The organism is Streptomyces sp. NBC_00885, assembly GCF_045207475.1.
In the GTDB taxonomy this organism is placed as follows: domain Bacteria; phylum Actinomycetota; class Actinomycetes; order Streptomycetales; family Streptomycetaceae; genus Streptomyces.
Map to the genome: position 1 here is coordinate 1,050,427 of NZ_CP108796.1, position 21,306 is coordinate 1,071,732.

The 21,306-nt window shown below is 67.9% G+C and carries 17 protein-coding genes and 1 pseudogene; 10 read left to right on the forward strand and 8 right to left on the reverse strand.

Annotation, left to right across the window (positions count from 1 at the left end):
- Positions 1-6: 6 nt before the first annotated feature.
- Positions 7-1,971: a DUF4012 domain-containing protein gene (locus tag OHA61_RS04850; protein ID WP_406301856.1), complete on the forward strand. Its 1,965-nt coding sequence runs from the start codon at positions 7-9 to the stop codon at positions 1,969-1,971.
- On the opposite strand, the gene OHA61_RS04855 is transcribed toward OHA61_RS04850, so the two are convergent.
- The 4 genes and pseudogenes from OHA61_RS04855 to OHA61_RS04870 form a co-directional block, all read right to left on the reverse strand.
- Positions 1,884-2,447, reverse strand: a complete 564-nt coding sequence (locus OHA61_RS04855; protein ID WP_406301857.1) for a low molecular weight phosphatase family protein — start codon at positions 2,445-2,447, stop codon at positions 1,884-1,886. The two genes, OHA61_RS04850 and OHA61_RS04855, sit on opposite strands and share 88 nt — an antisense overlap.
- A gap of 70 nt (positions 2,448-2,517) precedes the next feature.
- The gene (locus tag OHA61_RS04860; protein WP_406301858.1) at positions 2,518-3,834 is read right to left on the reverse strand and encodes a hypothetical protein; all 1,317 of its coding nucleotides are present in this window, start codon (positions 3,832-3,834) and stop codon (positions 2,518-2,520) included.
- A 26-nt stretch (positions 3,835-3,860) separates the two neighbouring features.
- Positions 3,861-4,706: a class I SAM-dependent methyltransferase gene (locus OHA61_RS04865; RefSeq protein WP_406307279.1), complete on the reverse strand. Its 846-nt coding sequence runs from the start codon at positions 4,704-4,706 to the stop codon at positions 3,861-3,863.
- Positions 4,707-4,847: pseudogene (locus OHA61_RS04870) on the reverse strand (hypothetical protein); the annotation flags it as partial.
- A 327-nt stretch (positions 4,848-5,174) separates the two neighbouring features.
- Here OHA61_RS04870 and asnB point away from each other — a divergent pair.
- The 3 genes from asnB (at position 5,175) to OHA61_RS04885 (ending at position 9,743) form a co-directional block, all read left to right on the forward strand.
- Complete coding sequence (gene asnB, locus OHA61_RS04875; protein ID WP_406301859.1) at positions 5,175-7,097, forward strand: asparagine synthase (glutamine-hydrolyzing); 1,923 nt, start codon at positions 5,175-5,177, stop codon at positions 7,095-7,097.
- The gene (locus OHA61_RS04880) at positions 7,090-8,391 is read left to right on the forward strand and encodes a lipopolysaccharide biosynthesis protein (RefSeq protein WP_406301860.1); all 1,302 of its coding nucleotides are present in this window, start codon (positions 7,090-7,092) and stop codon (positions 8,389-8,391) included. Before asnB ends, OHA61_RS04880 begins: the two co-directional genes overlap by 8 nt.
- A 161-nt stretch (positions 8,392-8,552) precedes the next feature.
- Positions 8,553-9,743: a glycosyltransferase gene (locus OHA61_RS04885; protein WP_406301861.1), complete on the forward strand. Its 1,191-nt coding sequence runs from the start codon at positions 8,553-8,555 to the stop codon at positions 9,741-9,743.
- Between the two features lie 103 nt (positions 9,744-9,846).
- Here OHA61_RS04885 and OHA61_RS04890 read toward each other — a convergent pair whose 3' ends face one another.
- Positions 9,847-10,734 (reverse strand): class I SAM-dependent methyltransferase, encoded by an 888-nt coding sequence (locus tag OHA61_RS04890; RefSeq protein ID WP_406301862.1) that lies wholly within the window; start codon positions 10,732-10,734, stop codon positions 9,847-9,849.
- Positions 10,735-11,005: 271 nt separating this feature from the next.
- Between OHA61_RS04890 and OHA61_RS04895 the strand changes: the two genes are divergently transcribed.
- The gene (locus OHA61_RS04895) at positions 11,006-12,214 is read left to right on the forward strand and encodes a glycosyltransferase (protein WP_406301863.1); all 1,209 of its coding nucleotides are present in this window, start codon (positions 11,006-11,008) and stop codon (positions 12,212-12,214) included.
- On the forward strand, positions 12,211-13,188 hold the full coding sequence (locus OHA61_RS04900) for an NAD-dependent epimerase/dehydratase family protein (RefSeq protein WP_406301864.1): 978 nt from the start codon (positions 12,211-12,213) through the stop codon (positions 13,186-13,188). The genes OHA61_RS04895 and OHA61_RS04900 overlap by 4 nt, the downstream gene beginning before the upstream one ends.
- Positions 13,189-13,249: 61 nt before the next feature.
- On the opposite strand, the gene OHA61_RS04905 is transcribed toward OHA61_RS04900, so the two are convergent.
- Positions 13,250-14,272: an MraY family glycosyltransferase gene (locus tag OHA61_RS04905; protein ID WP_406301865.1), complete on the reverse strand. Its 1,023-nt coding sequence runs from the start codon at positions 14,270-14,272 to the stop codon at positions 13,250-13,252.
- Positions 14,260-15,471, reverse strand: coding sequence for an NAD-dependent epimerase/dehydratase family protein (locus tag OHA61_RS04910; RefSeq protein WP_361904681.1), 1,212 nt, complete (start codon positions 15,469-15,471; stop codon positions 14,260-14,262). The genes OHA61_RS04905 and OHA61_RS04910 overlap by 13 nt, the downstream gene beginning before the upstream one ends.
- A gap of 115 nt (positions 15,472-15,586) precedes the next feature.
- Here OHA61_RS04910 and OHA61_RS04915 point away from each other — a divergent pair, with 115 nt between their 5' ends.
- From OHA61_RS04915 to OHA61_RS04925, 3 genes are all read left to right on the forward strand, one after another.
- On the forward strand, positions 15,587-16,855 hold the full coding sequence (locus OHA61_RS04915) for a nucleotide sugar dehydrogenase (protein ID WP_361904678.1): 1,269 nt from the start codon (positions 15,587-15,589) through the stop codon (positions 16,853-16,855).
- A 114-nt stretch (positions 16,856-16,969) separates the two neighbouring features.
- Positions 16,970-18,457 carry a polysaccharide biosynthesis tyrosine autokinase gene (locus tag OHA61_RS04920; protein WP_406301866.1) on the forward strand — a complete coding sequence of 496 codons (1,488 nt, stop codon included), beginning with the start codon at positions 16,970-16,972 and terminating at the stop codon, positions 18,455-18,457.
- Between the two features lie 19 nt (positions 18,458-18,476).
- Positions 18,477-19,304 carry a glutaminyl-peptide cyclotransferase gene (locus OHA61_RS04925; RefSeq protein WP_406301867.1) on the forward strand — a complete coding sequence of 276 codons (828 nt, stop codon included), beginning with the start codon at positions 18,477-18,479 and terminating at the stop codon, positions 19,302-19,304.
- Positions 19,305-19,322: 18 nt separating this feature from the next.
- Here the strand turns inward: OHA61_RS04925 and OHA61_RS04930 are convergent, their stop codons facing one another.
- On the reverse strand, positions 19,323-20,723 hold the full coding sequence (locus tag OHA61_RS04930; protein WP_406301868.1) for a DNA-3-methyladenine glycosylase 2 family protein: 1,401 nt from the start codon (positions 20,721-20,723) through the stop codon (positions 19,323-19,325).
- A 323-nt stretch (positions 20,724-21,046) separates the two neighbouring features.
- Between OHA61_RS04930 and OHA61_RS04935 the strand changes: the two genes are divergently transcribed.
- Positions 21,047-21,274 carry a hypothetical protein gene (locus OHA61_RS04935; RefSeq protein ID WP_266483695.1) on the forward strand — a complete coding sequence of 76 codons (228 nt, stop codon included), beginning with the start codon at positions 21,047-21,049 and terminating at the stop codon, positions 21,272-21,274.
- The last annotated feature ends 32 nt before the right edge of the window (positions 21,275-21,306 follow it).

Genomic DNA, 21,306 nt, shown 5'->3' on the forward strand with positions numbered 1-21,306 from the left:
CAGCGGATGCCGTGGACGACCCGCAAACTCCAAGGCAGCGCGGTTGTGTCCCACGTCACCGGCCTGGTGCGACGGAATCACCGCCGCGCCCGGCCGCTGATGTGGGCAACGGCAGCCACTCTCCTCACCGGTTCGTGCTGGCTGGTCGTCACCGGCCTGTACGCCCGTAGCGAGCTGCTCGCGGCCCGCGGCGCCCTGGAAACGCTGCGGAACTCGGTGACGGCGCCCGCCTCGTCGGTCTCGACGGCGAAGGACGCAGCGGGCCGCCGTGAGCGCGGCGAAGCCGCTGCCCGGTCCGCTGCGGCGCACGCGGACCGGGCGCACCGCCTCACCACCGGACCCGCTTGGTCCATGGCCGCGTATCTGCCGGGCCTCGGCGGCACGGTCGAGACGGTTCGCGGTACGGCCAAGGCCGTCGACCGACTGACCGGTGACGTTCTGCCCGCCGTCGTACGGACCGCCGGCAACCTCGCCGACGATGCAGGCGCCGACGGCGGCCACTTGGACCTCTCCGAACTGCGCAAGGCCGCCCCGGCTCTCGAGAACGTCTCACGCCAGGTGGCCGTGACCCGTGCGGAGACCCGCAAGCTGCCCAGCCACACCTGGCTGCCCGCCCTGGACCGGGTCCGGGACGAACTCCTCGGCCGGCTCGACCGGATGGCGCCCGCTGTGGAGGACGCCGCAACCGGCGCCCGCCTCCTGCCGCTGATGCTGGGGGAAGACCGTCCACGGCGCTACCTGGTGGTGTTCCAGAACCCCGCCGAGGCGCGGGGAACCGGCGGAATGCCCGGTGCTCATGCCCTGATGACGGCCGACAGGGGCCGGCTGGCCCTGACACACTTCGGACACGACGCCGAGATGGTGACCACCCACCCCAAGGTGGATCTCGGTGCCGAATTCACCGCCATGTACGGACACTACGACGCCGTGAACACATGGCCCAATTCCAATATGAGCCCGCACTTCCCCTACGCAGCACGCATCTGGTCGGCCGCCTGGCTCGACAGGAGTGGCGAGCGTGTCGACGGCGTGCTCTCACTGGACCCGGGCGTGCTGGCCCGACTGCTGGCAGCCACCGGGCCGACGCGCACGACCGACGGCACCGTCGTCACCGCGGACAATGTGGTGGATCTCAGCGAGCGCACCAACTACACGCGGTACTCGGACCCGCTCAAGCGCAAGGCCTTCCTGCTCGACATGGCCCGTGCCTCTGCCGGGCAGTTGCTGGCCGCCGCCGAAGATCCCCAGCGGCGGCCGGGGCTGCTGCTCGGCCTGTACGACGTCCTGAGCAACGGGCAGATGAACATCTGGAGCGCCCACCGCGACGAGCAGCGGGAGCTGGAGTCACGCCCGGTCGGCGGCTCCCTGCCGCTGAAGCCGGAGCCCTACGCCGGGCTGGTGGTCAACAATGCCGCCGGCACCAAGCTGGACTACTACCTCGACCGCACCCTGGACTGGCGTCCCGGTCGCTGCACCGCGGCCGGCCGCGAGGTCACGGTCAAAGCCGTCGTCGCCAACAACGCGCCGTCCCAAGGGCTTCCCACATACGTCACCGACCGCCTGGACAAGCCGCCGTATGCAACGCACGACGGTGACAATCGCCTGCTCGTCTCCTACTACGCGACTGCCGGGGCGGATCTGATCAAGGCGACGGTCGACGGGCGCACGGCTCTCACGTCACCGGGCATCGAGCGCGGGCATCCGGTGTACACGCTCGACGTCGAGGTACCTGCGGGCAGCAGCCGTACCGTAATGCTGCAGCTGCTGGAGCCTCCGGCCGACGACGCGCCCACCGTGCTGAACCAACGGCTTCCGCGTCCGCTGCACGCCACAGTGCACCCCTCCTCGGGCTGCAAGGGGGTACTGAGCGGGGACCCCACCGGTCAGCCCAGCACTGCCGCGGTGATCCCTTCCACCGCTTCCGCGATCCGGGCGGCGCACGCCCTTGCCTCCTCCTCGGACGCACCATAGGGGTCGTCCAGGTCGTCGTCCCGCGATCCCCCGCCGCTTGCTCCCCGCCGGGCCGCGGCCCCTCTGGTCAGGGCCGCGGCCCGCTCGACCGGGTCGGTCAGACCGGCCGCGTCGTCCTCGTGCAGCAGCCGCGCGAACTCCCGCAACGTAAAGGCGCGTCCGAGCCCATGCACCGGGGAGAGCCGGACGGCCGCCTCGCGGTGCTCGGTCGCGGCGCCCAACACCAGTTCCGCATCCTTCACGAGAGGCGCGGTGAGCCGTCGGGCGGCGGCACCGGCGGGGTCCCCGCCCAACTCGGTGAGCAGGGAGGCTGCGGCCGGGTCCATCGGCGCCCCGTTCACCGCGATGGTTCCCGCGCTCGACACCCGGAACCTGCCCCCGGCCGAGGCGAGCCGGAAGGCCAGCAGACGCTCCGCCAGGGGTGAGCGATGCAGGTTCCCGGTGCAGACGACAAGCACACGGAACGGTTCACTCACGGCCGAGCACTGCGAAGGGCGGGGACTCGGCGAAGAAGCCGACACCTGGAAATCCTTTCAACAGGCGTGTCTACGTGTGGCGTTCACGAAATCGACGTGCCGCACCACGCCGGCCGTACGTGAAGGCCAGAGGAACGGCCAGACCCAGGACGCACACCGCCAGGCACTTGCTCCACGCCGTGGGCGTGAGGTGCGGGCTGTGCACAACGGCCACGGCAGCGATGGCGGCGAGCCACACGTGGATCCGCATCATGGCCCTGGCCGGAGAGAGAGGAAGATAGAGCACCACGAGAAGGAGCAGCATGCATTCGAGCAGGGAACGCTGCCGGTAAAAGGCTCCGCCGAAAGCCGCCATATAAGCAGCGGCATAGGCTGAGGCCCCCAGCACGGCGGCGCGCCCGACCCCCGTGGTGTCCGCCCAGGCCCTGCGCAGTGCGGTCGGACCAAGGAAAAGGCAAGCGATCCAGATGATCGTCCCCAGATAGAGCCAGCGTTCCGGCACGGCGGTCTCCGGCCCGAACTCCCACGGGAACGGCCCGAGCAGCAAGGTCACCAGATACTGAGGATGATTCAGCAGGTTCTGGGAGCCGTATCCCCCGCCGAAGGCGAGACGGGTTCCGTCGTGGACCTCCAGACTGTCCACAAGGCCGAAGAGCGTCATCACACGAGGAAGAATGAAGACGGCGGCGGCCCCGACGAGGACAAGTGAACCCGCCAGGTACTCACGGCGGAATCTCACCCGGGCGAGCAGAGCAACCCCGAGAAAGAGGGCTGCCGTTGGTCTGAGGTACAGACATGCGTAGATGCTCACCAGCGTGCTGAAACAGGCGAGCGAGAAGCGCGCACGGGTCTGCACGAGCAGGGACCACAGGACGATGCTGGTGATCAGCCCGTCCTTCAGGCCCCAGGCGTCCCACAGCAAGAGGGACGGACTTGCGCCCACCATCAGTCCGGCGGCGGCGGCGCGCTTGCGCCCCCGCCCGGATGTGAGGGCCAGTCCGTACGCGGCGACCGCGCCGGTGGCCGCGAGAAGAGCCAGAACCGTCTTGGCGGCCAGCCACCCACCACCGGTCAGGAGCCTGCACAGCGCCATGATCGCCGGGTAGCCCCACACCGCGGAACCGACCATGCCCGAGATATTGCGCGGCTCCCAGGGGATCCCGCTGCGCCAGGCCGCGGCAATCATGTCGCTGGCGGATCTATAGCCCTGAGCATCCGGAAAGAGCGCGTCGCCATTGGTCTGCGAGTGAACGACCAGAACAACACCGACGTGAAGAACCGCCGCTGCGGTGAGTACCGCAAGAGCGCCCAGGAAAGTACGTCGCGGGCTGTCGGTCGGGGACGGATGAGGACCGGCCGGTTTTCTGAGCACGGTCGTTGCGCGCATGGTCAACCGGCCTCTTTCGATCTGTATTACTTCGTTCCACGGACGACATAGAGCCCGCGAATGCGTTCGATCTCGAATTCGCTCAGGCGAAGATCCCGGCACCAGCGCTCGAGTCGGCGCCGCGGCTGGGGCCGCTCGAATTGAGGCGAGAGCCAGTCGAAGGTGTCCAGGATCGTCCAGGTCCGCAAGGTTTCGGAGTCGGTCAGCCCGAGGTGGCGGTGATTGGCGACAGGAACCAGCCGGGTCAGGTAGTCGCCCACCCGCGGAACTGCGCCGAGTCGCATGGAAACAGGCAGCAGTCGTGGCGCCACGGATTCGACAACGCTATAGAGCTTGCCGGGAGAAATTCGCTTGGTGACGGGCCTCAGCAGTTGCCGTAGATGCGGATAGGCGACGATCGCCGCGTACACGTCGATGCAGAACTTTCCACCGGGCCGGAGGTAACGGAAGATCGTCTTGAAGGATCGCTCGACGTCCGGCGTGTGCTGGATGACCCCGAGGCAGACGAGGTAGTCGAACGACTCGTCCACCAGGGGAAGGTCGTACATGCTGGCCTGGAGTAGACGCAGGTTGGCGAAGCGGCCATTGGATGCGGCGTTGGCGTCCACCGCATGGGAAATGTCGAAGGAGGTTACGGCAGCGCCCGTCTGGCACAGCACTTCCGTGAAGCGTCCGGCGCCGCTTCCGCACTCGAGAACTTCGCGGTCCTGAAGTTCATCAGCACTCCAGCAACTCTCCCGCAGCAGGCGATCTCTTGATACGGGGAGCCCCACATACGAGTCGAGCTGGGTAAGCCGATGCACATTCCATTGATACCCGAACGAATTCGCGTAGTTGTCCTCGGGAACGAACCGCGGGATCCCGTCACGCACCGGATAGGTCCGTCTGCACCTTTCGCAGGTCAGTGTGGTAACTCCGTGAAGCCGCGCACGGCAGTTGGGACACTGAAGCGTTTCGAACCAGCCACCGTCCCGGTTCTTCTCCGCGAGGCCATCGGCCAATCTCCTGTGCATGCAGGACAAGCTAACTGATCGTTCGCATTGCGGCGGGCAAGCACTCGCGTGTCGTGTTCTTGCCGCATATTACGACGAGTTAGGCGTGCAACCGAATCACGAGACCCACCAATCACCCACCAGAAGAGGTCACCGATTCAGAGCACACCGCGGCGTTTCCCGAATCGAGGGGCGGGCGTTGCGTGGTAAACCAGCCGAAATAGCCGTAAATGTGTGGTATGTATCTCAGGGCCTCTGCGGTCAGCCCGCGAGGCAGTGCACCGGCGAGCGGGAGCCCGCGATGTTGGCGGACCGGTCATCCGAACGGTGCAACACATGGGAGCGTTTATGTGCGGTGTAGCTGGAATCGTGTCCACCAGCCCTCCCGATCCCGAGCAGGTGCGGGCGATGTGCCGCCTCATCACTCATCGGGGGCCCGACGGTGAGGGCTACCACACCGACGCCAACGCGGCGCTGGGGATGCGGCGACTCGCCATCATCGACGTGGTCGGCGGAGGGCAGCCCGTTTACAACGAGGACCGCACCGTCGCGGCGGTCTTCAACGGAGAGATCTACAACTTCGTCGAGCTGCGCGAGCAACTGATCGCGCGCGGGCACCGGTTCGCCACCGACGGCGACACCGAGGTACTGGTCCACCTCTACGAGGAGCACGGCGAGGACCTGGTCGCCCAGCTGCGGGGGATGTTCGCCTTCGCGATCTGGGACATGTCACGGCGCCGGCTGCTGCTCGCACGAGACCGGGTGGGCAAGAAGCCGCTGTACTACCGGCAGTCGGGGACCTCACTGGCGTTCGCGTCGGAGCTGAAGGCCCTCATGGCCGATCCGGCGGTCTCCCGTGAGGTGGACCCGGTGGCTCTGCATCACTATCTGACCTACCAGTACGTGCCCGCCCCCTGGTCGATCTACCGCGGAGTCCAGAAGCTCTCCCCCGGGCACCTGCTGGTCTGGCAGGACGGAGAGGTGAGTCTGAAGCGCTACTGGAAGCTGGACTTCACACCCCGGCCGGTGGGCTCCGAGCAGGACGCGGCCCAGCAGGCAAGGGAATTGCTGCTGGATGCGACGCGGGTCCGGATGGTCAGCGAGCGTCCGCTGGGGGCGTTTCTGTCCGGTGGCATCGACTCCTCCGCGGTGGTGGCCGCCATGGCCCGGCTCAGTGACCGGCCCGTGAAGACGTTCTGCATCGGATTCGACGACCAGCGTTTCGACGAGCGTTCCTACGCGGCGACCGTGGCGCGCCGCTATGGAACCGACCACCATGAGTTCGTGGTGGCGGGATCGGCCGCGCTGGAGGTTCTGCCCACGGTGACGCGGCATTTCGACGAGCCGTTCGCCGACTCCTCGGCCATCCCCTCCTTCTTCGTGGCCGAACTGAGCCGTCGGCATGTGACGGTGGTGCTCAACGGCGACGGCGGGGACGAGAGCTTCGGAGGCTACCGGCGCTATGCGTACATGAAGAAGGTGGGTCGGCGTCAAGCCCCCCGTCGGCTGCACGGCGTGCTGAACCGTGTCGGCTCGGCACTGGCGGAGGCCGGCACCGCACCCCGGTTGCGCAGGGTCGGACGGGGGTTGCGGCTCCTGGGCGAGACGCCACAGCACCGCTACGCCAGCCTCATGTCCTACTTCACCAACGAGAACAAGGACGCTCTCTACACGGATGCGATGCACGAGCAACTGGACCACCTCGACAGCTACGAGCTGATCGGGGAGGTGTTCGACACGTCCCGTGCAGACGAGGACGTCAACCGGTTGATGGACGTCGACGTCAACACCTACCTGCCGGGAGACCTGCTCGTGAAGGTGGACATCACCACGATGGCTCACTCGCTGGAGGCCCGCTCTCCCTTCCTGGACCACCATTTGATGGAGTGGGCCGCGGGGCTGCCCGGGCGCTGGAAGGTCGACGGCCAAGTGACCAAGGCCCTGTTGAAGAAGGCGATGGCTCCGTGGCTGCCGTCCGAGCTGATCACCCGGCCCAAGGCCGGCTTCGGGGTGCCGCTGGCCGACTGGCTGCGCTGCGAGCTGCGACCGCTGGCTTTCGATCTGCTGACCGACCACACCGCTCGCTCTCGTGGGCTGTTCCGGCCCGAGGTCGTGCGCGGACTGCTGCAGGACCATGACGAAGGGCGCGACCGCTCCACGCGGCTGTGGTCACTGCTCCAGTTCGAGCTGTGGCATCGCACATGCGCCGAGACCACCTGCGACACCACAACTGCCCCTCCCGAACCCGCCGCCCAGGGGCACTGTGGCTGACACCGCGCGACAGGTTCTCGGCATACTGGGCAGCAGGGCTGCCTGCCTGGTGCTCTCCGTGGTCACCAGCGCTGTTATCGCCCAGTCGCTGGAGCCGGAGGGCCGCGGTGTCTACTACATGGCAGTCACGGTCGCCACAACCGCCACCATGCTGGGGCACCTGTCGGGGGAGCAGGCGCAGAGCGCCTTGTGGACCGGCACGGAGCGCCGCGAGGCACTCGCGGGCAACAGCGTGCCACTCGCACTCGCCCTCGGGACGCTCAGCGGGCTGGCGGGGACCGCTTTTGTGGCCGTGGTCGGCCCTGAAAGACTGAACCTGCCAGGGCAGTACCTGGTGATGATGGCCTGCCTCAGCGTGCCCTTCGGCATCGCATCGAACTACGCCGGAAACATCGTGCTGCTGCGGGGGCGGGTCGATGTGGCGAATTGGTCGATGCTGGCAGGTGCGCTCGCCCAGTGCGCCGTGGTGGCCGCACTGGCGGCCGGGGGGCGCTTGAGTGTCGAAGCTGCGGTAATCGTGTGGGTCGCCGCCGGATGTGTCCCCCTGGTGGTGTTCACCGCCGCGGGGGCGGCTGCGGGACGCCGCCGGGACCTGAAGCTGGCGTGCACGACTGTGACCACCGGCGCCCGCTACCACCTCGGACCCGCCTCGGTGTACCTCTTGATGAACGCCGACATCTACCTGCTCAGCGCACTCACCGGCGCGCGGGAGGTGGGCATCTACTCCCTGGCTGTCGGCCTGGCCGGGTACAGCCGGATGCTGGCGGATGTCGTCTCCCAGGTGATGCTCAAGCGCCAGTTCAGCTCCAGCGACACCGAATCCGCCGACGTCACCGCCCGGATCACCCGGTACGCGGTCCTGCTGGCCACGGGCTCGGCACTCGTGCTGACAATGGCCGCGCCGGTGCTCGTTTCCGCCGTGTACGGTGCGGCGTACGCCGAAGCCGTTCCCCTCGTGATGCTGCTGGCTCCCGGCGTGATGGCCCTGGGGGCGAGCCGGCTTCCGAGCACCTACCTGCTGCGGTCGCGCCGCGCGCGGACGGTCGTCGTCCCGTCCGTGATCTCGTTGGCGCTCAACATCGCACTGAACCTGCTGCTGATTCCCCTGTGGGGTGCTGCGGGCTGCGCGCTGGCGTCCTCGCTGGCATACGTACTGCTGGCCGCCCTTCAGACGCGACTGTTCACCAGGATGACAGGCGTCCCGGCCCGGCAACTGCTTCCCACGGCCGCCGACTTCCTCACCCTTCTCGCCACCGCGCGTCGCTGCGTACCGGACAAGCGGGCTGCCGTCTGACTGCCATCCGACAGAGGCCTGCGGACTGCCGACCACCGCCGAGCGGCCGTTCACCCGGACGACGGCGCGTCGCGATCGACACCAGAACAAATGCGACTGAGAGCCTGGAGGGAAGGAGCACCCCGCGTGTGCGGAACTGCTGCTGGACGGAGCTGTGATCAGTGACTGGATGCCGCGACACCGAGGCCGTACAGATCACCGGGAATGCCGCCACCGGTAATGAGCTGGCGCGAGTGAGCCTCATGATCGGTCAATTGGGGCTGGGCGGGGCCGAGAAGCAGGTCGTGATGCTGGCTCGTGGTCTGGTCGCTCAAGGCATTGAGACCACGTTGCTCCTGCTGTGCGAGCGAGGGCCGCGTGAGGAAGAGCTGGCCGGTTCCGGAGTGAGGATCGTCAGCCTGGGTTACCGGGGAATCACGCGGCCATGGGTGGATCTCCGGCGCGCCGTCAACGACACCGGTGCCGCCCTGCGGGCGTTCGCCCGGCTCGTGGCGCACCTGCGGCACACGCGACCACAAGTACTGCACGCCTACTTGTTCCACTGCTACATCGCGGCGGCTCCCGCGGCGCGTTTGGCGCGTGTTCCGGTGTGCGTGGCCGGGCGGCGCAGTCTGGGCACGTTCAAGGAGGGGCGCCGCGTGCAGCTGGCCGTGGAGCGCGTGGCCACAGGTATGACCGACTTCGTCGTGGCGAACGCACATGCCGTCGCCGCGGACGCCCTGCGCCAGGAGGGTCTGCCGCAGGACAAGATCGCCGTCATTCACAACGGCATGGAGGAGCAGGATTTCCTGGCGGTCGCACCGGCTGACCTGACAACAGATCTGCCCGTGGTGCTGTGCGTCGCCAACCTGCGTACGTACAAGGGCCACCAGTACCTGCTGGACGCCGTCTGCCGGCTGCAGCAGCGGGGGCAGCGCTGCACACTCGTCCTGATCGGGGAGGGTCCGCAGCGGCCCGATCTGGAGCAGCAGGCAGAGCGGCTGGGCATCGACGTACGCTTTCTGGGCCATCGCACTGATGTGGCCGCATTCCTCGCCCGCGCGGACGTCGTCGTACTGCCTTCCCTGGAGGAGGGCTTGAGCAACGCGATCATGGAAGCCATGGCCGCCGGCCGGCCGGTGGTGGCCACCGCCGTCGGCGGAACACCTGAACTGCTGCGCGACCGTGGGGTGCTGGTACCAGCGGCTGATGCCGAAGCTCTGGCGGAGGGCCTGCACTGGATGCTCACGGACCACACCGCCGCCGCACGACTGGGAAAGGCCGCCCGGGAATGGGCACTTGCGCACCTGAGCGCGGACACCATGGTGGAACGGCACGTCAGCCTTTACCGGAAACTGCTGGAGCGCGGATAACCCCTCGGCCGGGAACGCGGCGCCGCCCGCGCCGGGCGGTTCGCACCCGGCGCGGGCGGTTCGTACGGCCTCGGTTCGTACGGGCCTCGGTTCCTGACGAACGTCAGGCGGCGGCTGTCACGCTGCGAGCGGCGGGCGACGTCTGCACGCTGTCGTGATCGGTGATCGCGGCGAAAACGTACTCGTTGCAGCCCAGACCCCCTCCGCAGGTCTTGAGATGGCGCAGCTCCAACCCATGGCGCCGGCCCAGACGGAACACCTCCTCCGGAGCGGCGACTTCGAAGGGATAGCCTCCGACCCAGTCGATGAGGTCGTAGCGGGCCGACATCCCGCGAGCGCGGCGGTCCTCACCGCCGGCGGGACGTCGCCCCGTCGTGACCGACTTCAGCAGGGTGACCGCTTTCTGGGGAGTCCTCAGGTACAACCCGCTCCCGGCGACCAGCAGACGTCGCGCCAGCGGGCCGGAGGAGTTGTAGGTGCGCTTGACGCCCCTCCATACCCGGCTGCGCAGACCCTGATCGTTGTAGATCGACACGTACAGCAAGCCGCCGGGAGCGACCAGTCGGCAGGCGGTGTCCAACGCCTCCCACATGGCGCCCGTGTGGTGCAGCACGCCCCAGGAGTAGACGATGTCGAACTGTCCGAGGCGGGAGACGAGGGTGGAATCGAGCACGGAACCCTGCTCGACACGCCAGTCGCTGCCGGGTGCGTACCGGTCGCGCAGCTGCTTGGTGGTCGCCACGGCGTCGGGGTCGTAGTCGAAGGAGTGCACCTTCGCACCGAGTTGATGCGCGGCCAGCGAGAAGAGCCCGCTGCCGCAGCCGATGTCCAGGAAGGCGCGCCCCGTGAGGTCGCCGGTTCCCAAGGCCGCCACGAGGGATTCCCGTGCGGCGGCAATACGGTCCTCGTCGACCAGCCGGCTGAACTTCTGCCAATTCTGGCCAAAGGCGAAGCGCTTACCCTGCTCCACCTCGCTGGTGCAGTCGATCACCTCAAGGTCTCCTTCCTTCTGGGGGCATGTACCGCAGGCGCCGGCGCCACCCCTTGTGCTCGACCCGAGGAGAAACGCGCGTACTGACGCGGTATACCAGACGCCGGTCGAGAAAAGCGTCGACGCTGCGGTGACGGATACGAGAATCGACCGAATAGCGGGTTGCCGGCGGGCTCCTTGGCCTGTCGAAATATTTCCGGGCCCAAAGCGATGGAAACCCAATTCGCGCCCTTGCCGGATACCGGAGTGCGCTCGGCTTAATATCGGGCACATGTCGACCACCACGCACCGAGGTACGGGTTCCGGCATTCCACGCCTGCGCGTGATGAGGGTCATCACGCGAATGAACGTCGGTGGTCCGGCAGTTCAGGTCTCGGCCCTCATGCGAGGGCTGGACCCCGAACTATTTGACCATCTGCTGATCACCGGTCAGGTGGGTTCGGGTGAGGCGGACTATCTGGATCAGCGAGCGGCCGACCTGCCGGTCCAGCGGCTCGAATGGCTGGGACGGGCCGTAAGGCCCACCGACGATGTGCGCTGTGTTGTCGAACTGGCCAGAGCCATGCGCCGATTCCGGCCCCATATCGTCCACACTCACACGGCGAAAGCGGGTGCCCTCGGTCGGGCGGCCGCCGTCATGGCGCGTGTCCCCTCAAGGGTGCACACCTTTCACGGCCATCTCCTGCACGGCTATTTCTCCCCGGCGAAGACCCGCGTCGTGGTGCAGGCAGAGCGCTCGCTGGCAGCGTTCAGCGATCGGCTGGTAGCCGTCGGCAGCCGGGTGCGGGACGACCTGCTCGCCGCCGGAATCGGAAAGGTGAAGCAATATACGGTCGTGCCACCGGGAACCAGGCTCGCAGGTGCACCAAAATCCTCGGAAGCCCGGCGGTTGCTCGGTCTTCCGCAGGACTGTCCCGTGGTCGCCTATGTGGGGCGAATTACCGGAATCAAGCGACCCGATCGCTTTCTGGCCGTGGCCCGCGAAGTGCGCCGCGCCGTTCCCGCAACGCATTTCGTGGTGTGCGGAGAAGGTGACTTCGAGCCTGATCCGCAGGCGATCGCCGAACTCGGTGACTCGCTCCACCGGCTGGGCTGGCGCGCGGATGTGGAGACCGTCTACGCGGCCGCCGACCTGGTGTTGCTCACCTCGGACAACGAAGGCATGCCCGTCAGCCTGATCGAGGCCGGGCTGGCGGGACTTCCGGTGGTTGCCACGAACGTCGGCAGCGTCGCGGAGGTCGTGCAGGACGGCACGACGGGGTTCCTGGCACCGCCGTCGTCCACCGAACTCACCCGGCACACGGTGAAGCTTCTGCGCGACGGACAACTGCGCCAGGAGATGGGGGCGCGGGCGCGAACGTTCACCGCCCGGCACTTCGGCGAGGAACGTCTGGTGGCCGACACGCAGGCTCTCTACACCTCCATCGCGGTCGCCCGCCACTGGTGGACCGCATCCCCGTTCGAAAGGTCAGCACTGTGAACGTCCTAGTCACCGGAGGTGCCGGATTCATCGGTGCCAACCTCTGCCGAGAGCTCGCATCACGTCCGACCGTGAGCAAGGTCATCGCTCTGGATGACCTGAGCACTGGATTCGCGGCCAACCTGGCGGGAGTCGACGCGGAGCTGATCGAGGGCAGCATTCTCGACCCCGAACTCCTCGACGACATCGTGTCGGGAGTGGATGCTGTCGTCCACCTCGCGGCCCGCCCGTCCGTACCGCGGTCTCTGGCGGACCCCGTCGCCAGTCACAACGTCAACGCGAACGGGACGGTGTACGTCCTCGAGGCATGCCGACGCCATCGCGTCCCCGTGGTCGCCGCCTCGTCCTCCTCGGTCTACGGAGCCGTCCCCGTACTTCCCAAGCACGAGGACCTGCCCACGCGGCCCATGAGCCCCTACGCCGCGAGCAAGCTCGCCACCGAGTCGTATGTCCTTGCCTACGGGGCCTCGTTCGGCCTCCCGGTCCTGGCGTTCCGGTTCTTCAATGTCTACGGGCCGTTGCAGTCGGCGGGTCACGCCTATGCCGCCGTCGTACCGGCCTTCATCGATGCCCTGCTGCGCGGCACGCCGGTGAGAATCTTCGGCGACGGACTGCAGACGCGGGACTTCACCTACATCGGAACCGTCGTCAGGGTGCTGGCCGACGCTGTCCTGCGCAAGGTCACGTGCCCCGGTCCGGTCAACCTGGCCTTCGGCACGCGGGTGCCGGTCATCGACCTGACCCGGCAGCTCGCGGACATCATCGGGTCTCCGGCCGACATCCGGCACGAGGCGGCGAGGCCGGGAGACGTCCGACACTCCCAGGCCTCGGGCGGCCTTCTGCGCGAACTCTTCCCGGATGTCGCCCAAGTGCCGCTGGAGCAGGGGCTGGCCGAGACCGTGCGCTGGTTCCGTACCCTGCCCGAGTACGAGGCGGCGGTACCTGCCGAGCGCCTCACGGTGGAAGTGGGCTGACCACTGAATCGAGGGGAGCCCCGGCGATGCGCCGGGGCTCCCCTCAACTCTGTCCGCGCCGCTACGTGTACACAGGGACTCTCAGCAGCAGACCCCACGCCAGCGCGGTCACCGCGGTCACCACGACCACCGCGGCCAGCACGGCGCTCTGCGGGAACACCCTGAACATGACGAGCACCGCAGTCAGGCACGACATGGTCGCGAAACCGCCGATGACAACAGTCACCTGACGGACGGTCAGTCCGAGGCTGCGCAGCCGGTGGGCGATGTGGTCCCTGCCGCCCTGGAGCAGAGGCCTGCCCTCCCTGCGGCGGGCGACCATGACCAGGCCGGTGTCCGCGGTGACCACCAGCGTGATGAGCAACAGACTCGTGTACCCGGAAAGGGCGGCGGTGTCCCGGTGCAGGGTCACGGTGGCGGACGCCACCAGAAAGCCCACGAAGAGCGAGCCCGCGTCACCGAGAAAGATCCGCGCGGGATGCCAGTTGTGGAAGAGGAAGCCCGCGCTGGCTCCGGCGAGGGCAGCCATGACCGGGGCAAGGCCGGCCAGTCCGACGGAGAGGGCGGCGCAGCACAGGAATCCCGCGGTGACGGCGGTCACGGTGGACACCACCCCGTCCATGTTGTCCAGCAGGTTGAACGCGTTGGTGGTGAAGAGGATCCACCCGACCGCGAACACCACGTCGAACCATGAACCGAAGAGAACGGGATGGCCGCACCACAGCACCACCGCCAGGGCTGCCGCGGCCTCGACACACAGACGCAGACGAATGCTGAGCGGACGCAGGTCGTCGCCGAGGCCCAGCAGGGCGATGAGCGAGGCGCTTGCGAGCAGGACGGCGACCGTGGCGTCGGTCCCCGTCACGGCGACTGTCGCCGCACACGCCGAGCCGACCGTGGCGATCGCGACCGCGATGCCGCCGAGATACGGAGTGGGATGGACATGGGCTTTGCGTGCGCTCGGCTGGTCGGTGTAGCCGCGCCGCAGGGCCAGGCGTCGCAGGGGCTCGGTCAGCAGGGCGGCGATGAAGAGCGCCCCCACACCTGCAACTGCCGACACGAGCCACGGACTCAGACCGGACATGGACCCACCAGCGCCGTCCGGCCTTTGGGGTCGCCTGTTCCTCCCTTCGCCGAGCTGTCGGCGGCAGCCCCGAGTGCCTGCCTCCTCACGTCGCTCCGGGCGTCTTCGACAGCGTCGTCCAAAACGTCGTCGAGGTCCCGTTGCGGCTTCCAGCCGGTGAAGTTCCTGAGTTTCGTGGTGTCGGGGACCCGGCGCTCCATGTCCTCGAACTCCGGTCCGTAGACCTCGCTGTACGAGAGACGGTGCACCGTCGAACTGCTCTTGGCGCACGCGATGATCCGCCGCGCCAGATCCAGAACGCTGATCTCCTCGTCGCTCCCGATGTTGAAGGTCTGGCCCACCGCCTCCGGACGGTCGATCAGCAACAGGAGCGCTTGGACCACATCCGCTACATGGAGGAAGCACCGGCTCTGCTGTCCGGTGCCGTAGACGGTGAGGGGTTCTCCCCTGACTGCCTGACGGGCGAATCTCGGGATGACCATGCCGTAGGCGGGGCTCTGTCGAGGGCCGACGGTGTTGAAGAACCGCACGATGATGGACCGCAGTCCGTACTCCCTGCGATAGAGCTCGGCAAGGATCTCGTCGACCGCCTTGGCGGTGCTGTAGGACCAACGCGCGACAGAGGTGCTGCCGAGGACGCGGTCGGATGTCTCGCTCAGCGGTCCGGACGAGTTCTTGCCGTAGATCTCCGACGTGCTGGCAATGATGACTTTGCGGCCATGGCGGTGAGCGGAACTGAGCACCGTTTCAGTGCCCTTGGTGTTGATGGTGAAGGAATTCAGTGGCTGTTCGACGATGAGTTTCACACCTACGGCCGCCGCCAGATGCACCACGACATCGCATTCGCTGACCAGCTTGTCGACGAGCGATGTGTCCAGCACGGAACCGTGGACGAACTGGAAGTGACCCTGCTCGCGCGCTCGGGCAAGGTTCACCAGGCTTCCCGTACTGATGTCGTCGAGTGCAACGACCGGCTCACCACGCGCCAGAAGTGCATCAACGAGATGGGAGCCGATGAAGCCGGCTCCTCCGGTGACCAGGTATTTCGGACGTTCCATCACGCCGTCACTCCATGTCTGCGGGTGGGCGTTGCCCGGGGCAAGTGCCCGGCAACGCACGGAAACCATAGCCAGGGATGACGCAAAAAGAATGAATTGAATCCCGCCCTTAGCCCATTCGCACTCCTTGACTGCCGACATGCCCCCATTCGCCTGGCGAGTGTTCACTCGGGAGACGGACAGAAAGCCGCGTCGGGCGAGCACCGGGCATATCCCATCGAAACATTCTGCATGGCCAGCAGAGAGGAGTCCGATCATGTCGGAGGCAACAAAGAAGGTAGTGGTGGTCGGCCAGGGGTACGTGGGTCTTCCACTTGCCGTTCGCGCAGTGGAGGCCGGGCGCAACGTCGTTGGTCTCGATGTGGACGAGATGCGTGTCAAGCGTCTGGCCGGCGGCGAGTCGTTCGCCGAGGACGTGACGTCGCCCCGCCTGCTGGCTGCCCTCAACTCGGGCCGCTATGCCCTGAGTACCGACTACGCGGATGCGGCGGACTTCGATGTCTGTGTCATCACGGTGCCCACGCCTCTGAAGGAGGGCGCCCCCGATCTGAGTTTCGTGGAGAGCGCCGCGCGGGAAATCGCCCGGCACCTCCGCCCGAACGCCACGGTGATCCTGGAGTCGACCACGTATCCCTGCACCACCGAGCACGTGGTGTGCCCGATCCTCGAGGCGGGCAGCGGGCTTCAGGCGGGCAAGGACTTCTTCCTCGGATACAGCCCGGAGAGAATCGACCCGGGAAACCCGACCTGGCGGCTGGAGAACACCCCGAAGGTCGTCTCCGGTATGGACGAGGACTCCCTGCGACATGTGGAGCTCTTCTACGAAGACATCGTGGACCGTACCGTCCCGGTCAGCTCACCCCGCACGGCCGAGCTGACCAAGCTCCTGGAGAACACGTTCCGCCATGTCAACATCGCGCTCGTCAACGAGTTGGCGATGTTCTGCAAACCGCTCGGCATCGACATCTGGGAAGTGATCGACGCGGCGTCGACCAAGCCCTTCGGATACATGCGCTTTCTGCCCGGGCCCGGCGTCGGCGGACACTGCCTGCCCATTGACCCCTCCTACCTCTCGTGGCAGGTCAAGCAGAGGCTGCGGCACGACTTCCGCTTCGTGGCACTGGCCAACGACATCAACAGCCATATGCCCGACCATGTGGTGCTGCGGGTGGCCAGAGGGCTCAACGCCCGACGCAAGCCGGTCAACGGCAGCCAGGTTCTTGTCCTCGGACTCGCTTACAAGAGGAACACCGGCGACATCCGGGAGTCCCCTTCCGTCGCGGTGGCTCTCGGACTTCAGCACATGGGCGCTCACGTCCTCGCCGTGGAACCGCATGTCGACCCTCGTCAGCTGCCCGTCGACATTCTGTGCGTCGACCTCACGGAGGAACAAGTCGCTGCTGCCGATGCCGTGGTCATTGCCACCGACCACGACGCATTCGACTACGCAATGGTGGAGCGTGTCGCCGACTACGTATTCGACGCCTGCAATCGGTGCCGCGTGGAAACAGTTGAGCGTCTCTGAAAGGACGCCCGTGCACTCCATTGGGGTACGAATAGTCGAGTGCACCTGCCATGCGCCCCAAATCCCTGAGCCTGCTCCTAGGCTGACTGCTCACTCACTGCCTCCGACTGGGGAATGGCCTTGGATCTGCGCGACTACCTACGTGTCCTTTCCCGTCGTTGGCACGTCATCGCCCTGGTGACTGTGCTGGGAACGGTGGCGGGCGTCCTGGCGAGTGTCCTCGTCACTCCGGAGTACCGGGCGACGACCACGCTCTTCGTGTCCCTCCAGGCCGACACCAACACCGCCCAGCTCAACGAGGGCAACTCGTTCGCCCAGGCCAGAGTCCAGTCCTATGCCGACGTGGCGGAGAGCCCCGCGGTGACCGGACCCGTCGTGAAATCCCTCGGGCTCACGATGACGGCGGCCCAGCTGGCTGAACGGGTCGAGGCCGAAGCGCCGCTCAACACGGTTCTGGTCCGGCTGACCGTCACCGACACCAGTGCGGCACAAGCCGCCCTGATCAGCAACTCGGTCGCTCGGCGCTTTACCGACGTGATCAGGAAGCTGGAGCGTCCCCAGTCGAGCAAGCTCCCCTCCCCGGTTCGGCTCACCGTGACACACCCTGCCGCCGTGCCGACCGCGCCCTCGTCCCCGAACACCGCGGTCAACGTTGCCCTGGGTCTGGCGGTGGGCCTGCTGCTCGGGCTGGGGCTGGGTGTGGCACTGGAGACGGTGGACACCTCGATGCGTGACTCCAAAGCCCTTGCCGAGTGTCTGGCAGCCGCCGGGGGGCCGGCCGTACTGTCCAGCATCGTCCAGGACCCGCGAGCCGCACGGCAACCGGTCTCCCTGCGCGACGACATGCACAGTCCGCGTGCCGAGGGCTTCCGGAAGCTTCGCGTCAACTTGCAGTTCGCGCAGGTGGACCAGCGGCCGAAGGTGATCGCCGTCACCAGTCCGCTGCCACGCGAGGGCAAGAGCAGCGTGTCGGTCAACCTGGCCGCCACACTGGCCGAAGAAGGCGCAAAGGTATGTCTGATCGACTGCGACCTGCGCCGGCCTTCGATCGCCCCGGCCCTCGGCCTGGTCAGGGACGCCGGGCTCACCACAGCTCTGGTGGGCCATGCCGAACTGCATGAGGTACTCCAGTCGGCCGGTACCTTCTCGGTGCTTGCCAGCGGGAGGATCCCTCCCAACCCGACGCAGCTCCTCGGCAGTACCTACTTCGCCTCCCTGCTGCGCACTCTTGCCGAGCAGTTCGACCATGTCGTGGTGGACACCGCCCCGGTACTCCCCTTCGCCGACACCACAGCGATGGCACCGGCCATCGACGGCTACCTGCTCGTGGCTCGCGCCGGGCGGACGAGCCGGAGCCAGGTCATCGACGCCCTGCGCATCCTCGAACGCGTCAACGTACCTGTGCTGGGAGCCGTCTTGAACGCGGCTCCGGTACGCGGAGAGGGCGACGCACACGCCTATGCGTACACCTACCGGCCGAAGCAGGACACGACAGCCCGGCTCACCGCACTGGTGTCGTCGCGCTTGGCGGCGGTGGTCCCGGGCCGACGGCCGGCCGACAAGCAGCACGGAGCGCGGGTGCCGTCCAAAACACGGTCGTAGAACCGGGCAGCGTGAGGTCATGCGTCCCGCACTGAAGGTCCCCGTCGTGGTCCTGGCTCTGGTCGGTGGAACGCTCGCGACTTCGTGTGGGACGGGGGGCGGAGCCGGGGAGATCGGCCGCGGCACCGCCGGGCGGGCCCCGGCTGGGATCGAGCAATTGCGGGCCGAGGTCGTCGGCACCCTGCCGCATGACCCGAAGGCCTTCACCCAGGGCCTGGAGTTGACCGAGGGCGGCACGCTGTACGAGAGCACGGGCGTGGTCGGAAAGTCCTCGGTCCGGGCAGGCCCGCTCGAGCGATTTCCGGCAGTCCGCACCGAGTTGGCCCGGCCGCTGTTCGGCGAGGGGATCACCGTCATGGGGCCCACTCTGTGGCAGCTCACGTGGCGGAACGGCCTGGCCCTCGAACGGGACGCGCGAACGCTGGCCGAACTGCGCCGGGTCCCTTTCGGGGACGAGGGCTGGGGCCTGTGCCACCAGCGGCATCGCGACCGGCTGGTGACGAGCAACGGCTCCTCCCGGCTCACCTTCCGGGACCCCCGGACACTCCTCAAAACAGGAGAGGTTGCCGTCACCGCCGGTGGGCGCCCAGTGAGCCGGCTCAATGAGCTCGAATGCGTCGGCGACCTCGTGTACGCCAACGTCTGGCCGTCGGACCGGATCGTGCGCATCGACGGGAATAGCGGCACGGTCACCGGGGAGGTCGACGCCGCGGGGCTGCTCACGCCACAGGAGGCTGACCGAGCGGATGTCCTGAACGGCATCGCGGCCGTTCCCGGGACCCGTCAGTTCCTGCTCACCGGCAAGTGGTGGCCCAAGATGTTCCGGGTCGCCTTCGTTCCCCGGTGACCCACACCGTCGCTCTGGTCAGTTGCCGGACGCCCTGGCCCACAGGTGGTGCATCGCGTACGACCTCCACGGCCGCCACCTCTCCCCATCCCCGCTCTGCGCTTGCACCGTCACGTCGTCCAGCAGCAGGACGTCCGGGTCGCCGAGGGCTCGCATCCGGATGTAGCCCGCCGTCCGGCGGTCGATGCCCGGCAGCATGAGCAGCTGCTGTTCTGCCTCGTCGCGGTCCGCCCCCGGGTCGAGGATGAGCGAGCCGTCCGCGAGCGCGGCCGCCAGGGTGCGCAGCCGGCGGGGCTCCGCAGCCGACAAGTCCTCGGCGCGCGGGAAGAGATGTGTCAGCCCGCCGCTCGGCTCGGGCAGCTTCTGCCCGTACGCCGCGACGATCTCGCCGCAGAGCTCCCGCCGGCCCAGCACGGCCCGTACCGCGAGCTCGTGGGGATCGGCCGCGCCCGGCGCGCGCAGGCCGGGACGGGCCGCGACCAGGGGAGCCAGTGCCGGGTCTGTGCCGAGGCGTTCGGCGACAGCGCAGGGGTCGGCGTCGAGATCGAAGAGGCGGCGCATCCGCTGGGTGGCGGTCGTCAGGTCCCGCAGGTCCGTGAGATGCAGTCGGCACTCCAACCAGCCCCCCGCGCCCGGCTGTTCAGCGACCTCTGCCACGCCGGATCCTCCGGGCAGCCGCAGAGTGCGGCGGTAGGTACGCTCGCCGCGCTCACCGACGATCTCCTCGACGCCGGTGACGGCACGCGCGGCGAGGTGGTCGAAGACCTCCGCCGAGGCGTACGGGCCGCGGTAGGCAAGCCGCAGTGGCACGCCGGCGGCGCCGTTGGCCGGGGCGACCGGGCCGAAGCGCGAGCCGCGTCCGGGCCGGGCCGAGCGCAGTTCGCTGGGGGTGGCGGCGTAGATCTCGCGGATGGTGTCGTTGAACTGCCGTACGCTCGCGAAACCCGAGGCGAAAGCGATCTCCGCCGCCTGCAGGGTGGTCGTCTGCAGCAGTACGCGTGCGGTGTGTCCGCGCTGCGCGCGGGCGAGGGCAATGGGGCCCGCGCCGAGCTCGGCGTTCAGCTGCCGCTGCACCTGGCGGGCGCTGTAGCCCAGCCGGTCGGCGAGGCCCGCGACGCCCTCGCGGTCCACGATGCCGTCGCCGATCAGCCGCATGGCCCGGCCGACGACATCGGCGCGGGCGTTCCACTCGGCGGACCCGGGCACCGCGTCGGGGCGACAGCGGCGGCAGGCCCGGAATCCGGCGCCCTGGGCGGCGGCGGCCGTCCGGTAGAAGCTCACGTTCTGGCGCTTGGGCGTGATCGCGGGACAGCTGGGGCGGCAGTAGATCCCGGTGGTGGACACGGCGAAGAAGAACATCCCGTCGAACCGGGCGTCCCGGCTGCTCACCGCCTCGTACCTGCTGTCCTCGATCGTCATACGGCCAGTATGGGCACCGCCCGGGGCGGGGGCTGGCGGAAATCGGACATGGCGTTCGACGCGGAGATGCGCGGCGCGCGGCCACCGGGAAGCCGCCCTCCGAGCCCGAACAGGTCCGTCGCGCGGCGTGGTTCGTCACCGGACGCGCGTGCCCGCCGAGATCGCGGCGGGCAGGACACTCGTCGTTCGTCGGCACCGACGACGCCTTCTGCCTGACGGCGAACGCACCCCTGATCACCGGGCGCGTTCCGGCCGCCCCGGCGGTGCGCGAGGATGCATAGTGTCCGGATGCCGCCGGGCCACGATGGACGGACGCTGGAGACATGGCTGTACACCCACCGATCGTTGTACACCGGATCTCCCCGTCGGGTGGCCGCCGGGTCACCGTGCGGGATCAGATCATGGGGCTCGCCCACTCCGACGACCAGTTGCTGGAGTTCCTCCGCCGGGCCGGACTGCCCGACGCGGACAATCTGCTCGACGACCCGACCTGGATCGAGTGGGTGGGCGACCGGCCCCATGAGTACGACCCCCTGGAACTCATGCCCTGAACTGCCCGCGCCCCACGGCAGGACCCGGGCGA

What these genes read in the sequence shown, in the direction of transcription:
- OHA61_RS04905 (WP_406301865.1), bottom strand. Translation starts at nt 14,272, where the DNA reads ATGTCCGGTCTGAGTCCGTGGCTCGTGTCGGCAGTTGCAGGTGTGGGG.
- OHA61_RS04935 (WP_266483695.1), top strand. Translation starts at nt 21,047, where the DNA reads ATGGCTGTACACCCACCGATCGTTGTACACCGGATCTCCCCGTCGGGT.
- OHA61_RS04860 (WP_406301858.1), bottom strand. Translation starts at nt 3,834, where the DNA reads ATGCGCGCAACGACCGTGCTCAGAAAACCGGCCGGTCCTCATCCGTCC.
- OHA61_RS04895 (WP_406301863.1), top strand. Translation starts at nt 11,006, where the DNA reads ATGTCGACCACCACGCACCGAGGTACGGGTTCCGGCATTCCACGCCTG.
- OHA61_RS04920 (WP_406301866.1), top strand. Translation starts at nt 16,970, where the DNA reads ATGGCCTTGGATCTGCGCGACTACCTACGTGTCCTTTCCCGTCGTTGG.
- OHA61_RS04910 (WP_361904681.1), bottom strand. Translation starts at nt 15,471, where the DNA reads ATGTCGGCAGTCAAGGAGTGCGAATGGGCTAAGGGCGGGATTCAATTC.
- asnB (WP_406301859.1), top strand. Translation starts at nt 5,175, where the DNA reads ATGTGCGGTGTAGCTGGAATCGTGTCCACCAGCCCTCCCGATCCCGAG.
- OHA61_RS04850 (WP_406301856.1), top strand. Translation starts at nt 7, where the DNA reads ATGCCGTGGACGACCCGCAAACTCCAAGGCAGCGCGGTTGTGTCCCAC.
- OHA61_RS04930 (WP_406301868.1), bottom strand. Translation starts at nt 20,723, where the DNA reads ATGACGATCGAGGACAGCAGGTACGAGGCGGTGAGCAGCCGGGACGCC.
- OHA61_RS04915 (WP_361904678.1), top strand. Translation starts at nt 15,587, where the DNA reads ATGTCGGAGGCAACAAAGAAGGTAGTGGTGGTCGGCCAGGGGTACGTG.
- OHA61_RS04925 (WP_406301867.1), top strand. Translation starts at nt 18,477, where the DNA reads ATGCGTCCCGCACTGAAGGTCCCCGTCGTGGTCCTGGCTCTGGTCGGT.